General features: G+C 63.5%; 12 protein-coding genes. 6 read left to right on the forward strand and 6 right to left on the reverse strand.

Annotated features, from left to right (window positions below):
- Positions 1-3: 3 nt before the first annotated feature.
- From WBQ96_RS27780 to WBQ96_RS27790, 3 genes are read right to left on the reverse strand one after another with little or no spacing between them, the layout of a single operon-like run.
- Entirely contained in the window at positions 4-1,038 is a 1,035-nt protein-coding gene (locus WBQ96_RS27780) for a phosphotransferase family protein (protein WP_336553920.1), read from the reverse strand.
- Positions 1,035-1,514, reverse strand: coding sequence for a MaoC family dehydratase (locus tag WBQ96_RS27785; RefSeq protein ID WP_091915559.1), 480 nt, complete (start codon positions 1,512-1,514; stop codon positions 1,035-1,037). The genes WBQ96_RS27780 and WBQ96_RS27785 overlap by 4 nt, the downstream gene beginning before the upstream one ends.
- A gap of 31 nt (positions 1,515-1,545) precedes the next feature.
- The gene (locus WBQ96_RS27790) at positions 1,546-2,361 is read right to left on the reverse strand and encodes an SDR family oxidoreductase (protein WP_336553918.1); all 816 of its coding nucleotides are present in this window, start codon (positions 2,359-2,361) and stop codon (positions 1,546-1,548) included.
- Between the two features lie 169 nt (positions 2,362-2,530).
- On the opposite strand from WBQ96_RS27790, the gene WBQ96_RS27795 reads away from it, so the two are divergent.
- The 4 genes from WBQ96_RS27795 to WBQ96_RS27810 all read left to right on the forward strand — a co-directional run bounded on the left by WBQ96_RS27795 (position 2,531) and on the right by WBQ96_RS27810 (position 6,468).
- Complete coding sequence (locus WBQ96_RS27795; protein ID WP_336553916.1) at positions 2,531-3,136, forward strand: TetR/AcrR family transcriptional regulator; 606 nt, start codon at positions 2,531-2,533, stop codon at positions 3,134-3,136.
- Positions 3,137-3,199: 63 nt separating this feature from the next.
- Positions 3,200-4,441 (forward strand): acyl-CoA dehydrogenase family protein, encoded by a 1,242-nt coding sequence (locus tag WBQ96_RS27800; protein WP_336553915.1) that lies wholly within the window; start codon positions 3,200-3,202, stop codon positions 4,439-4,441.
- Between the two features lie 5 nt (positions 4,442-4,446).
- Positions 4,447-5,415: an NADPH:quinone oxidoreductase family protein gene (locus WBQ96_RS27805; RefSeq protein WP_336553914.1), complete on the forward strand. Its 969-nt coding sequence runs from the start codon at positions 4,447-4,449 to the stop codon at positions 5,413-5,415.
- A 12-nt stretch (positions 5,416-5,427) separates the two neighbouring features.
- The gene (locus WBQ96_RS27810; protein ID WP_336553912.1) at positions 5,428-6,468 is read left to right on the forward strand and encodes a zinc-binding dehydrogenase; all 1,041 of its coding nucleotides are present in this window, start codon (positions 5,428-5,430) and stop codon (positions 6,466-6,468) included.
- A 50-nt stretch (positions 6,469-6,518) separates the two neighbouring features.
- Here WBQ96_RS27810 and WBQ96_RS27815 read toward each other — a convergent pair whose 3' ends face one another.
- From WBQ96_RS27815 to WBQ96_RS27825, 3 genes are all read right to left on the reverse strand, one after another.
- The gene (locus WBQ96_RS27815) at positions 6,519-9,620 is read right to left on the reverse strand and encodes an efflux RND transporter permease subunit (RefSeq protein ID WP_336553963.1); all 3,102 of its coding nucleotides are present in this window, start codon (positions 9,618-9,620) and stop codon (positions 6,519-6,521) included.
- 55 nt (positions 9,621-9,675) lie between these two features.
- Positions 9,676-10,842, reverse strand: coding sequence for an efflux RND transporter periplasmic adaptor subunit (locus WBQ96_RS27820; protein ID WP_336553910.1), 1,167 nt, complete (start codon positions 10,840-10,842; stop codon positions 9,676-9,678).
- Between the two features lie 210 nt (positions 10,843-11,052).
- On the reverse strand, positions 11,053-11,880 hold the full coding sequence (locus tag WBQ96_RS27825) for a MurR/RpiR family transcriptional regulator (protein ID WP_336553908.1): 828 nt from the start codon (positions 11,878-11,880) through the stop codon (positions 11,053-11,055).
- Between the two features lie 185 nt (positions 11,881-12,065).
- Between WBQ96_RS27825 and WBQ96_RS27830 the strand changes: the two genes are divergently transcribed.
- On the forward strand, positions 12,066-12,899 hold the full coding sequence (locus WBQ96_RS27830; RefSeq protein WP_336553905.1) for an N-formylglutamate amidohydrolase: 834 nt from the start codon (positions 12,066-12,068) through the stop codon (positions 12,897-12,899).
- Positions 12,900-12,936: 37 nt separating this feature from the next.
- The gene (locus WBQ96_RS27835) at positions 12,937-14,496 is read left to right on the forward strand and encodes an amino acid permease (RefSeq protein WP_336553904.1); all 1,560 of its coding nucleotides are present in this window, start codon (positions 12,937-12,939) and stop codon (positions 14,494-14,496) included.
- Positions 14,497-14,619: the final 123 nt, after the last annotated feature.

Raw genomic sequence — 14,619 nt, forward strand, 5'->3', positions numbered from 1 at the left:
GCTTTATTTGTCCTTGTCGATGAGTTCCGCCGCCAGATGCGACAGGAGTTTTACGGCCTCGCCATACATCTTCGCCTTTTCCGGGTTCGACGCATTGCCATCCAGCGCGCGCTTGTAGACGCCCTGGCAGATCGCTGCGAGGCGGAAGAAGGAGAAGGCGAGGAAGAAGGTCCAGCGCGGAATCTCCTGCAGTCCGCGCCGTCGGCAATAGGCGGCGACATAGGCTTCCTCGGATGGCAGGCCAAGCGCTGCACGGTCGATGCCGCCGAGCCCGCGAAAGCCGGACTGGTGCGGCAGGCGCCATTGCATGCACTGGTACGCGATGTCGGAGAAAGGGTGGCCGAGCGTCGACAGTTCCCAGTCGAGTACGGCCAGCACCTGCGGCCTGTCCGGCGCGAAGATCATGTTGTCGAGCCGGTAGTCGCCATGAACCAGCGAGACGATGCCGTCATCTGCCGGCATATGCGTTTCCAGCCAGGTGATCAGCCGGTCCATATCGGCGATGCTGCCCGTCTCGGAGGCGCGGTACTGGCTGGTCCAGCGCGCAAGCTGGCGCTCGAAATAATTGCCGGGGCGGCCGTAGTCGGCGAGGCCTGCGGCTTCAACATCGACATCGTGCAGGGCTGCCAGCGTGGCGTTCATCGCATCGTAGATCGCGGCGCGCTCGTCGTTCGAAGATGCGTCGGGCAGTGCCGGGTCCCAGAAGATGCGGCCCTCGACATGCTCCATGACATAGAACATGCGGCCGATGGGCGATTCTTCCGGGGCAAGATGCAGCATCCTCGGCACCGGAACCGCGGTGCCGGCGAGTGCCTTCATGACGCGGTATTCGCGATCGACCTGATGCGCCGATTTCAGCAACTGTCCGGGCGGCTTGGCGCGCAGCACGTAGCGCCCGCTTTTGGCCGTCAGAAGATAGGTCGGGTTCGATTGCCCCGCCTTGAATTTCTCGATCGTCTCGAGGCCGGAAAACCCGGGAACCTCGGCCTCCAGATAGGGCGCGAGCACTTCGCGATCGAGACTATTCGGATCGCTCATCCAGCTTCCTTTGCCGGCTCGACATAGGTCAGCGTCAGCCAGCGCGCGGTCAGCGCCGGCTTCTTCGAATCTTCGATCTCGATCGTCACGTCATGCGCCACCTGCACCCAGCCGGAGGGCCGCGCCTTGACGTCGGCGAGGACGAAACGGGTGCGGATGCGCGCGCCAGTCTTCACCGGGGCGACGAATTTCAGGTTCTCGAAACCCTGGTTGATGCCCATGTCACCGCCTTCCAGCGGTGGGATGGTCTCATAGGTCATCGCCGACAGCAGCGACAGCGTCAGGAAGCCATGGGCAATTGTGCCGCCGAAGGGCGTCTCGCGCACTGCCCGTTCCGGGTCGCAATGGATGAACTGGTGGTCGTCGGTTGCGTCGGCGAACTGGTCGATCATGGTCTGCGTGACGGTGCGCCACGGCGAGACCCCGACCTCCTTGCCGACGCCGGACAGCAGCTGTTCGAGGCTCACGGGTTTCAGGCTGGAAGTTGTCAAGCGGTTCGCCTTTTCGTCATTGGGTAAAGGGCGGCAGGCCGTGCTGGACCGACTGGCCGCCGTCGATGGGCACTATGGCGCCGGTGACATAGCGGCCGGCGCGGCTGCACAGATACAGCGTTGCACCCGCAATGTCATCGGGCGCGCCGATCCGCCCCAAGGGAATGTTGGCGCCCATGCGTTTTGCCTTGTCGTCGGTGCCGACGGCGAAGGCCATCATCTTGCTCTGAAAGGGACCGGGCGCGAAAGCGTTGACGGTGATGCGGCGCCCGGCGAACTCGATCGCCAGCGTGCGGGTCAGGTGATGAACGGCTGCCTTCGACGCCGTGTAGGAATAGGCGTGGTCGGCGAAAGGCTGCGTGCCCATGATCGAGCCGAGATTGATGACGCGGGCGGGGTCCTCGTCGCTCGCCGCCGCATCGAGCAGCGGCAGCAGTTCGCGGGTCAGGTGGAAGATAGCCGTGACGTTGACGTTCATCACCTTGGCCCAGGCGGCATAGGGAAACGTCTCGAACGGCTCGCCCCAGGAAATGCCGGCATTGTTGATCAGTATGTTCAGCTTGCCGGTTCGCTCTTTCACCACGCCGGCCAGCGCCAGTATGCCGGCCTCGGTGCTGACATCGCCGGCAAAGCCTTCTGCCTTGCCCGGACCGCCCAGCGCATTGATCTCGGCTGCGACGCGCTCGCACTCTTCGCCCTTGCGCGATGCGATCAGCACATGCGCGCCCGCCTGCGCCAGCGCGGTGGCGGCCATGCGGCCGATGCCGGTCGCCGCACCTGTCACCAGCGCAGTCTTGCCGGTCACCGAAAACAGCTCCTCCAGATAGGACATCGCTCCTCCAAGCTGCGGCCTAAGGCTCTGCCGCGTTGACAACATACCGAGTAGTATGTTCATATTTTCAGCGCTCGTAAAGACCGTGCCTCATCGATACGGAGGAAGGCATGAACGATTGCGATATCAGGAGGATGACAGGCGGATGGCGGAAAGCGCGGTAAGAAATATGCCGGACGATTCCCGCTTCGACATCCTGCGTGCGGCGGCACAGTGCTTCATGGAGCGCGGCTATCACGCGAGTTCGATCGACGATGTCGCGCGCAGCCTCGGCTCGACCAAGGGCCGCGTCTACCATCACTTTCCATCCAAGGCCGATCTGTTCGCAGAAGTGTTCCGCACCGGCATGGACATGAACTACGCGGCGATCGAGCCTTTCCGCGAAAAGGATATTCCCGCGGTCATCCGCTGGCGTCATCTTGCCACCATCCACACCGGCCGGATGATCCGCACCAAGCCGTTCCAGCGGGTGGTGTGGGAGGGCGTGGAACTGCATCTGCGCGGCGCAACCACGCCGGAACAGCGCGAGGTCTTCGCCCGGCTTCTGCAATACCGCACCGAATATGGGCTGATTTTTCGCAAGACAATAGAAGAGGCGCGCGATGCCGGCGCGATGGATTTCGAGAATCTCGGCATCGCCGCCGAGCTCATGTTCATGACACTCAACTCGCCTATCTTCTGGTATTCGCCGCGCCCCGACGAAACCGAGGGCGATATCGACCGTCTCGTCGGGCAGATCGTTACCTGCGCGGCAAGGGGGCTCGGCGTTTCCTGATCCCAGGCTGTTGCCGGCTTTGAAACCGATCGTATTCAAGCAAAAGTTGGAGGAAGAAATTCAATGTCGGATATGGCCCTGGGCATGACGGAGCGGCTGAAGCCGATCCACGAGCGCGTCGCCCGCATGGTGCGCGAGGAGATCGCGCCGCTCGACGCTGAATTCCTGGCCGAGATCGGCAAGGGCGGCGATCGCTGGGCCTACACGCCACGCCAGACAGAAATTCTCGAAGGGCTGAAGGCCAAGGCGCGCGAGCGCGGGTTGTGGAATTTCTGGCTGACCAATTCCGACCGCGGCTACGGGCTTTCCACCGTCGAATATGCTTATCTCGCCGAGGAAATGGGCAAGGCGCATCTGGGTGCTGAAACCTTCAACTGCTCGGCACCCGACACCGGCAATATGGAAGTGCTGGAGCGCTATGGCTCGGCCGAGCACAAGGAGCGCTGGCTGGCGCCGCTGCTCGAAGGAAAAATCCGCTCGGCCTATCTGATGACCGAGCCGGAGGTCGCCTCGTCGGATGCCACCAACATCTCCCTGCGCTGCGAGCGCGACGGCGACGATTATGTTCTGAACGGCGAGAAATGGTGGGCTTCGGGCTCCGGCGATCCGCGCTGCAAGATCTACATCGTCATGGTCAAGACCGGCAGTGACGACGCGCCGAAACATAAGCGGCATTCGATGATACTGGTGCCAGCCGGCACCGAGGGCGTCGAGAAGTTGCGGGCGATGCAGGTCTATGGCGAAGATGACGCGCCGCATGGCCATTTCCACATCCGCTTCACCAATGTCCGCGTGCCGGCATCCAATCTCATCTTAGGCGAGGGCAGGGGTTTCGAGATCGCGCAAGGCCGGCTCGGCGGCGGGCGTATCCATCACTGCATGCGCGCCATCGGCCAGGCCGAGCGGGCGCTGGAGCTGATGTGCACGCGTGCCCTGCGGCGCGAGGCCTTCGGCAAGAAGCTCGCCGAACTCGGTGCCAATTTCGACATCATCGCCGAAGCGCGCATGGAGATCGAAATGGCGCGGCTGCTCTGCCTCAAGGCTGCCTGGATGATCGATCAGGGTGACGCCCGAGCCGCCGCTCCCTGGATCAGCCAGATCAAGGTTGCGGCACCGCGCATCGCACTCAAGGTGGCGGATGAGGCAGTGCAGATGTTCGGCGCGAAGGGCATCAGCCAGGACACCGAACTGGCGCGCATCTGGACGCATCTTCGGACGTTGCGTCTCGTCGATGGGCCGGACGCCGTGCACCGCCGCCAGATCGCGCGCAACGAGTTGAAGAAATACACGCAGGAAAAGATCTGACCGTCATGAAGGCAATCGTCGTCAATAACTACGGCCCGATCGACCAGATCGCTTACGCAAACTGGCCGGAGCCGGAAGCCAAGGGCAATCAGGTCGTCATCGAGGCGGAGGCCATCGGCGTCAATTTTCCTGATGGCTTGCTGGTGCAAGGCCTCTACCAGATGAAGCCGGAGCTGCCCTTCGTGCCGGGCATGGAGGTGGCGGGCAGGGTCATTGCGGTCGGGCCGGAAGTGAAGTCGCTCAAGGTCGGCGATCGCGTCGCGTCGCTCTCCACCCACGGCAGCTATGCCGAACGCGTCGCGGTGCCGGAGCCGGCGGCGATGAAATTGCCGGACGGCATGGATGCCGGCCACGCCTGCGCGCTGATCTGCGGTTACGGCACCTCGCATTACGCGCTCAAGCAACGCGCGCAGATAAAACCCGGCGAAACGCTCTGCGTGCTCGGCGCGTCGGGGCTTACCGGCATCGCGGCGATCCAGATCGGCAAGGCGCTGGGCGCGACCGTCATCGGCGTGGCATCGACCGAGGAGAAGCGGCAGATCGCGAAGGAAGCGGGCGCGGATATCGTTCTCGGCTATGAGGACCTCAAGGATCGCCTGAAGGAAGCGACCGGCGGCAAGGGCGTCGATGTCGCCTTCGACCCTGTCGGCGGCGAAGCCTTCGACGCGCTGTCGCGTTCGATGGGCTGGGGCGGGCGACTCTTGGTCATCGGCTTTGCCTCGGGCACGATCTCGAAATTCCCGGTCAATCTGGCGCTGGTCAAAGGGTTTTCCGTGGTCGGCGTTTTCTGGGGCGCTTTCACCGCCAAGGAGCCGAAGGTCTATGCCGAGAATATGAGCGAACTGATCGAGTGGTATCGCACCGGCAAGGTCAAGCCCGTCATCGAAGGCACCTATCCACTCGCCGACGCAGCGAAGATACTGAAACGCGTGGTCGGACGCGGTGCGTCCGGCAAGCTTATCCTCAAGCCGTGAATGGAGTTTTCCATGGCCCTCCCATCCGAGATGAATGCACTGCTTCTGACCAATGACGGCTACACCAAGACGCCCTCGGGAAGCGTGCTCGAAGCGATGGAGCCTTATGTCGTGCCCGGCCGCATCGCCGTGCCTGCGCCCAAGCCGAAGCAGGTTCTGATCAAGGTCAGCCTCGCCTCGATCAACCCTTCAGACGTGATGTTCATCAAGGGTCAGTATGGCCAGCCGCGCTTCGTCGGCCAGCCCGCCGGTTTTGAGGGCGTCGGCATCGTCGCTGCTGCCGGCGATGATCCGGCCGCGCAGAACATGCTCGGCAAGCGCGTTGCCTTCGCTACCGGCTACACCAATTGGGGCGCCTGGGCGGAATATGCGATGGCCGAGGCTTCTGCCTGCATCCCGGTGATCGACAGCGTGCGCGACGAGGATGCCGCCGCGATGATCGTCAATCCGCTGACCGCTCTGGCCATGTTCGATATCATTCGGGAAGAGGGCGAGAAGGCCTTCGTGCTGACGGCCGGCGCCAGCCAGTTGTCCAAGCTGATCATGGGCGTGGCCAGGGACGAAGGCTACTGCCCCATAGCCATCGTGCGGCGTGACGACCAGATCCCGCTGCTGAAGGAGGCGGGTGCCGCGCATGTGCTCAATGCCGAAGCGCCGGATTTCGCCAGCGCGTTGAAAGAGGTGATGAAGACTGAGCAGCCGCGCATCTTCCTCGATGCCGTCACCGGCCCGCTCGCCGGGGCGATCTTCGACGCCATGCCCAAGGGCGCACGCTGGATTATCTACGGCAGGCTCGATCCGGCCACCACGCCGATCGTCCAGCCGGGCCAGCTCATCTTCATGCACAAGAAGATTGAGGGATTCTGGCTGGTAGAATGGATGCGCGACACGCCCATCGAGCGCAAGGGCCATGCGGTGATGGAGGCGCAGAAGCGCTTTTCGGACGGGCGCTGGGCGACTGACGTGACGGCCGTGGTGTCTTTGTCGGAAGCGATGAGCCGAGTGCCGGCGGAACTCGCCAAGCCGAACGGGAAGGTTTTTATAAAGCCTTGAAGTGCTGCTCTTCCTTCTCCCCGTATAGAGACGGGGAGAAGGAGGCTGAATTATTCCGCCGGCTCCACATTCGTATAGGCAGCTTCCTCGAGCTCGCGCTTCAGCCTCGCCTCTTCCTCGACCTTGGGCGTGACCCAGCGGCCGAGCAGCAGATAGGCGACGGGCGTCAGGAAGAGCGTCGAGGCCGTCGCCAGCCCCAGCCCGCCGACGATGACCCAGCCGAGTGCGATGCGCGCTTCGGCCCCGGCGCCTGAGGCCAGCACCAGCGGCAGGCCGCCCAGCACGGTACAGATCATGGTCATCATCACCGGGCGCAGGCGGATGTTCGAGGCTTCCTCGATCGCCTCGCGCACGCCCATGCCGCGATCGCGCAGCTGGTTGGCGAATTCGACGATGAGGATGCCGTTCTTGGCCATGATGCCGACGAGCATCACCAGCCCGATCTGGCTGTAGGCGTTGAGGCTGGTGCCCGTCAGCAGAAGCGCGAAGACCGCGCAGGCGAGACCGAGCGGCACCGTCGCCATGATGATGACGGCGCTGACGAAGCTTTCGAACTGGGCCGCCAGAACCAGCAGGATGATGACCAGCGCGAAGCCGAAGATGGTCAACATGCTACCGCTGCTTTCGCCGAGCGTGGCGGCTTCGGCGAGCGGGATGATGCGGGCACCTGGCGGCAGCAGCGGACCGGCGATTTCCTGCGCCGCCTTCAGCGCGTCGCCAAGCGCGAAGTCGCTGCGCAGGTTCGCGGTGACGGCGACCGAACGCAACTGCTGCTCGCGGGTCAGCGACGGCGGCACGGCGCGCTCCGTCAGCGTGGCGATCGTCGCCATCGGCACGAAGCGTCCGTCGGTGGTCTTCAGGAAGATGTTTTCGAGGTCTGTCGGGTCGTTGATCGGATTGGTCGTTGAAACGAGCTTCACCTTGTAGGCGCGGTCGTTGATGAAAACCTCGTCCACCTCGCGCCCGTCCAGCATCGCCTGCACGGCATTGGCCAGCCCGGTTATGTCGATGCCGAGGTCGGAGGCGCGCTCGCGGTTGATCTCGACGGCGAGCTGCGGCTGGGTCGCGTCATTGGAAAGGCGCGGCTGCTGGAAGCGCGGGTCCTTCTCCATTTCGGAGACGACCTTGTTGGCCGCCGCGCCGAGATCGGCATAGCTGTTGGAGCCGACGATGGCGAATTGCAGGCCGTTGCCGGCGCCGCGAATGCCGAGGCTGTTGGGCGAAACCGGGAATGCGCGCACGCCGGGAACATTGGCGACAGCCTTGCTGATGTCGGCCATGATCTCCTGCTGCGAGCGCGTGCGCTTGTCCCACGGCGCCAGCGACATGACCATGAAGCCGCTGTTGACCGAGCCGCCCTGGCCGACATTGGCGAAGGTGTTCTCGATCTCGCCGGAATCGCGCAGCGGCTGGATCAGTTGCTCGATGCGCCGCATCTGCTGGGTGGTGTATTCCAGGCTCACGCCCTGCGGCGCGGTAACCCGCAGCAGCGCCAGTGAGCGGTCTTCGTTGGGCGTCAGTTCCTGGCGGATCAGGCCGAAGGCGCCATAGGCAGCGGCGGCGAACAGGACCGAAACGATGATGACGATGGTCGGCGCGTCGAGGCAGGCATGCAGGCAGCGGCGGTAGAGGGCGGCGAGAAAGGTGCCGATGCGTCCCATGATGCCATGGTGGCCGTGGTCCGCTTCCGTGCCGCCCGCCTTCAGCATGCGCGAGGCAAGCATCGGGCACAGCGACAGCGCGACGATGGACGACAGCAGCACTGCCATCGCCAGCACGAAGCCGAATTCCCGGAACAGGCCGCCGGTCTGGCCGGGCAGGAAGGAGAGCGGGATGAACACTGCGGCGAGCGTTGCGGTGGTCGCGACGACGGCGAAGAACACTTCCTGCGTGCCGAGCACTGCGGCTGCGCGCGGCCCCATGCCCTCGTTGCGGCGGCGCACGATGTTTTCGAGCACGACGATGGCATCATCGACGACAAGGCCGGTCGCCAGCACCAGCGCCAGCAGCGTCAGGATATTGATCGAGAAGCCGGCGAGATAGATCGCCGCGATCGTGCCGATCAGCGCCACCGGCATGGCAAGGCCGGGGATGAGCGTGGCGCGCCAGTCGAGCAGGAACAGATAGATGATCAGCAGCACGATCGACACCGACAGCACCAGCGCGATCTCGACCTCGTGGACTGCGCCGTTGACGAAGACGGCATCGTCGCTGGTCACGCGTATGTTCATGCCTTCAGGCAACGTCGCCTGTATCTTGTCGACGGCGGCGTGCACGCCGGTGGAAATGTCCAGCGTGTTGGATTGCGCCTGCCGGATGATGCCGAGGCCGATGCCTGGCTGGCCGTTGGAGCGCAGCGACGACTGGCCGATGTCGGGTCCGATCGTCACGGTGGCGACATCGCCGATGCGGGTACGTCCTTTTATGACGATGCTCTCGAAGGCTTCCGGCGTGGTCACCGAAGCGGTCGCGCGCACGATGATGTTCTGGTCTTTGCTCGTCAGTGCGCCGGCCGGCGTGTCGAGCGAAACGGTCGACAGCGCATTGCTGATGTCGGCAACGGTCATTCCAAGGCTGGAAAGCTTGGTCTGGTCGATGTCGATGCGAAAGATCTTGTCGCGGTCGCCGAAAATCTGGACGTCGGCGACGCCCGGCACGGCCGAAAGCGTGTCGATGATCTGGTCATCGATGAAGATGGTCATGTCCTCGACGGACATGCGGTCCGAGGTCACCGCCAGGCGCAGCACGGCATCGGAATTGGCGTCCGCCTTGACGATGCGGGGCGGGTCGGCGTCGTCAGGGAGCTGGTTGGTGACTCGGGCGACGGCGTCGCGCATGTCGGCTGCGGCCACGTCCAGATTGACGCCGTCGGCGAATTCCACGGTGACGCGGCTGCGTCCGTAGGACGAACTGGACGAGATCGACTTGACGCCGGAGACGCGCGAAACCGCGCCCTCCAGTATGGTCGTCAGTTCGCGGTCGATGGTTTCGGCGGCGGCGCCGGAATAGTCTGCGGTAATGGTGATGACGGGGCGGTCGACGTCGGGCAATTCGCGCACCTCGACGCCGAAGAAGGCGGCAAGCCCCGCGACCACGATCAGCGTGTTGATGACGAAGGCCATGATCGGGCGGCGCACGAAAAGCGCCGTCATGCCCTTTTCGCTGCCGCCATTATGCGTTTCCACTATGCCCGCCCCCCCGCGCCGCTTACGAGCCGCTGCCGGCAGCGGGTGCCGGCGTCGCGGTTCTCGGCTCTGCGCCGGCAATCAGCACGTCCGCGCCTTCGCGGACCGCATGAACGCCCTCGGTGACGACGATGTCGCCAGCCATGATCGGCGCGTCGATGAGGACGCTCTCGCTGTTGCGCTGGATGATGCGGACAGGGGTACGTTTTGCCTTGCCGCCTTGGATCGCCCAGACGAAAGCACCATCGGTGCCCCACTGGATCGCGAGCGGGTCGACGGAAGGATAGGTGTCGCCGGGAAAGCCCATGGCGACCTGGAACGACATGCCGGCGCGCAGCTTGTCGCCGACATTCTCGATTTTCGCGCGCACCAAGAGCGTGCGGCTGGCCTCTTCCAGCCGGTTGTCCACCGCGCTGACCGTTCCCTTGAATGTCTGGCCCGGCATGGCGATGGGCGTCGCCGTCAGCGGCTGGCCCACTGCAACGGCGGTGGTAAAGCGTTCGGGCACCCAGAAGTCGATGATGATCGAGGAACGGTCGTCGATCGTGGCGACGGTCGTCGTCGTCGTTACATAGTTGCCGGCCTCGATCGGCAGGATGCCGACGATGCCGGAAATGGGCGCGACGATGGCGCGGCGTTCAAGCGCCAGCTGGGCCTCCTGCAGCGCCAGCTGTGCGTTGTCGAGCGCAAGCTGCGCATCGGAGACCTGAACGGCGGTCACGGTGTTGGTGCCGCGCAGCGTCTTGGCCCGATCGGATTTGGACTGTGCGTCAGCCACCGCGACCTTCGCGCGGTCGACGGCGATCTTCTCGCCATCCGAATCGAGCCGTGCGATCACCGTTCCGGCTTCGACCTTGCTGCCGGGCGTTACCGTCAGTTCGGTCAAGCGGCCGGAGGAATAGGGGTTGATCGCAACCGAAGCGTTGGCGCGGCCGGTACCGATCGCCTGCAGCCGGTCATTGATCGTCGCGGAAGTGACAGGCGCCGTGATGACCGCCGTCTGCGGGCCGCGCTGACGGTTGCCGCCGGCGGCCGAAGCGGTTCCCTCAGTCTTGACTGTTGCGCCATAGGCCCAGTCGATGCCCCAGCGGGCCAGAATGTCCGGTGCGCCGGGATAAAAACGAGCCCAAGCGGCAGCGGCCACCACGAGAATGACCAGGGTAAAGACGATCTGTTTCCAGGCGGCCATCGGCACTCCGGGCGTCGGGGCGATACATCGCCACTTGATTTCGTATCTGCCCGGCTCTCCACCGTCCCCGAGACAGCGAAATGGGCATGCATTTTAGGCGCAAAGCACCCGAAAGTCAGTATCGCGCCTTTATGTCAATTCGCGGACGGCTTGGCACCTTAAATATCGGTAATCATTCGGGTTCACTGCCCAATGTTTGGGCAAGGCCGGTTATCTCAGGTCTTCCATCTCGCGGATGCGCCGGGCACTTTCCGTCTCCATGGCGCGTGTCACTTCGCCGATCAGCGTTTCGGCGACGACGAACAGTGCGGCCGACGAGTCCCACGAAGACGGCACGGCGGTGCGGCCTGCTATGACATGGCGGGCGACGCGGGCGATCGGCGACAGCCACTGGTCGGTGAAAAGCACGACGTCGACGCTCCGGCCATGCGCCTTTTCGGCAAAGCGGATCAGGCTTTCCTGATAGCGGCGAATGTCGAAGACCAGCAGCACGTCGCGCTTGCCCATGTCGATCAGCCGATCGCGCCACGTGCTTTCCTGGCCGGTCAGGTGGAACACGTTCGGACGCACGATGGTGAGATGGGCTGCCATGTACCGCGCAATGGGATCGGTGAAGCGGCCGCCGATGAGGAATATCTTGGCGCGGGGATTGGCTAGGCGGGCGACGATGTCGACGATCTGCTTGTCGGAGACGTGGCGGAAGGTCTCGCGGATGTTCTCCAGCGTTGCTTCCAGGACCGGGGATGTCTTGCCGCTCTCTGGCGTCGGCCGCGCCACGGTTCGCGTCAGTGGCGACTGAAGCTGGGCAGCCAGTTCGTCCTGAAGCGTGGCCTGGAACTCCGGATAATTCTGGAAGCCGAGGCGCGAAACGAAGCGCAGGATGGTCGGCGAACTGACGCCGGCCTGCTGCGAAAAATCCGCCACCGTCTTCAGCCCGATCAGCGGATAGTTGGCGATCAGCGTCTGTGCTGCACGCCGTTCGCCGGCCGGCATCGTATCGATGCGATCCGAAATCAGTTCCGCGATGCTTAGCGCCATTTCCACTCCCGCTTCGATCCCGCCACTTGGCGGGATGCTTGTCCCCAAACCTTTTCGCCCTGCCGTCCGGCACTTGCACAAAGCCGTTTGACAAAGTCTCGCAATGCGTATGAAATCATTCATTGAGACGCAAAGAAACAAAATACGTAACATACGATACGGCGTTTTCAGGGGACTGCAAGAGAATGGAGACTGCGTATTCCGCAGCAGAGGAGGCGTATGAAGCCGTCCGGGTGAACAACCGGAACGGTGCCAGCGCCTATCTGCTGGTCTGCGATCACGCATCGAATTTCATTCCCGCTCGTTTCGGCACGCTCGGCCTCGAAAACTCCGAGCTTTCGCGCCACATCGCCTGGGACCCCGGCGCGCTTCCGGTCATTCGCCGCATGGCCGAAGTGCTGGACGCTACGCTGGTCGAATCCTGCGTTTCGCGGCTTGTCATCGACTGCAACCGGTCGCTCGACGCCCCCGACCTGATCTCACCGGTCAGCGAGACAACAGTGGTGCCGGGCAATGAAAACCTGAGCGAAGAACAGCGGCAGGAGCGCATCGCGCTGTCCTGGCAGCCCTTCCACGATACCATCGAGGAAGTCATTGCCGAGCGGCTGGTGAAGGGCATGGAGACGCGGCTCGTTTCCGTCCATTCCTTCACGCCGGTCTACAAGGGCGTTTCGCGGCCCTGGCACATCGGCATCATTCACGACGACGACGACAGCCTCGCCGCGCCGATGATCGATGCGCTGAAGGCGGTCGATGGCGTGACCGTCGGCGTCAACGAACCCTATTCGCCGGCCGACCGCGTCTATTTCACGCTGGAACGGCATGGCCGCGTGCGCGGGCTTGCCTGCGCGATGATCGAAATCCGCAACGATGAGATCCGGGATGAAACCGGGCAATGCAAATGGGCGGATCTCCTGGCCGGCATCTTTGCCGGCTTGGAACCGGGGATGGGGACCAAGGCGTCCGCACGGCTGGGAAAAAGCCATGTGGCCGAGAAGGTAAATCAGAAAGTCGTCTAGCTAAAAAGTTGTCTAGCTGAAACAGGGGAACTTTCACATGACTGCGCCTGGTTACTCTGAAAATGACAAAAGCGAGGACATGAAGGTCCTCCACGGCATGGGCTACGCCCAGGAACTCGAGCGGAGAATGAGCCAGTTCTCCAATTTCGCGGTTTCCTTCTCCATCATCTGCATTCTCTCCGGCGGCATCAACTCGCTGGCTCAGGCGACATCGGGAGCGGGCGGCGCCGCGATCGGCATCGGCTGGCCGCTCGGCTGCTTCGTATCACTCGTCTTCGCTGTCGCCATGGCGCAGATCAGCTCGGCCTATCCGACGGCCGGCGGCCTCTATCACTGGGGTTCGATCCTCGGCAACAAGTTCACCGGCTGGCTGACCGCCTGGTTCAACCTGCTCGGCCTCGTCACCGTTCTCGGCGCCATCAATGTCGGCACCTACTACTTCTTCATGGGCGCCTTCGGCACGACCTATCTCGGGCTCGAGGACACGACTACGACCCGGATCATCTTCCTCGCGATCATCACCGGGCTGCAGGCGCTGGTGAACCATATGGGCATCGGCCTCACCGCCAAGCTCACCGACTTCTCCGGCTATCTGATCTTCGCCACCGCGATCGTGCTGGCGCTGGTCTGCCTGGCTGCGGCCGACAGCTACGAGATCGGCCGCCTCTTCACCTTCGCCAATTATTCGGGCGAGGCGGGTGGCAATGTCTGGCCGGCAAACTCGTCGATGTGGGTCTTCCTGCTTGGCCTGCTGCTGCCGATCTACACGATCACCGGCTATGACGCATCGGCCCATACCTCGGAAGAAACGCTGAAGGCGGCGCACTCGGTGCCGCGGGCGATGATCGGCTCGGTCCTGTGGTCGGCGCTGTTCGGCTACATCATGCTGTGCGCCTTCGTGCTGATGCTGCCAAGCATGGACGAAGCGGCAAAGCAGGGCTGGAACGTCTTCTTCTGGGCCATGGACACGCAGGTTCATCCCGTCGTGAAGGACATCCTCTACTTCGCCATCTTCGTCAGCCAGTGGCTGTGCGGCCTGGCGACGGTGACGTCGGTGTCGCGCATGATCTTCGCTTTCTCGCGTGACGGCGGCCTGCCCGGTTCGAAGGCGCTGGCCAAGGTCAGCCCGACCTATCGCACGCCGGTGGCGGCGATCTGGACAGGGTCGGTCCTTGCGGTGCTGTTCGTCTGGGGTTCGTCGCTGGTCTCGATCGGCGAGACGCCCGTCTACACCATCGTCGTCGCCTGCACGGTCATCTTCCTGTTCTTCTCCTTCACCATTCCAATTGCCCTCGGGCTGTTCGCGTGGGGAACGTCGAAGTGGGACAAGATGGGTCCGTTCAATCTCGGCGAAGGCATCTTCAAGCTCTTTGCCGTGCTGTCGATCATCGCCATGATCCTGATCTTCATCCTCGGCATCCAGCCGCCGAATGACTGGGCGCTGTACATCACCGTCGGCTTCCTGATCGTCACCGGCATTGTCTGGTTCGGCTTCGAGCGCGGCCGGTTCCAGGGTCCGCCGATCGGCGATCAGGTTGCAAAGCGCGCCGCCGAGATCGCTGCCGCCGAACGTGCAGTCGGCGAAACCGGGCGCTGAGCCATTGTTCATCCTGCCGTGGGGGGGGGGGGGGGGGGGGAAGGGGGGGTGGCAATCATCGATGGATCGGATCCGCCGCCGGGATGCGGCTCGGTCATCGCGAAGGCCGAGCGTACCTTGCCT

It is taken from the genome of Mesorhizobium sp. CCNWLY176, from assembly GCF_037153935.1.
Classification (GTDB): domain Bacteria; phylum Pseudomonadota; class Alphaproteobacteria; order Rhizobiales; family Rhizobiaceae; genus Mesorhizobium_M; species Mesorhizobium_M zhangyense.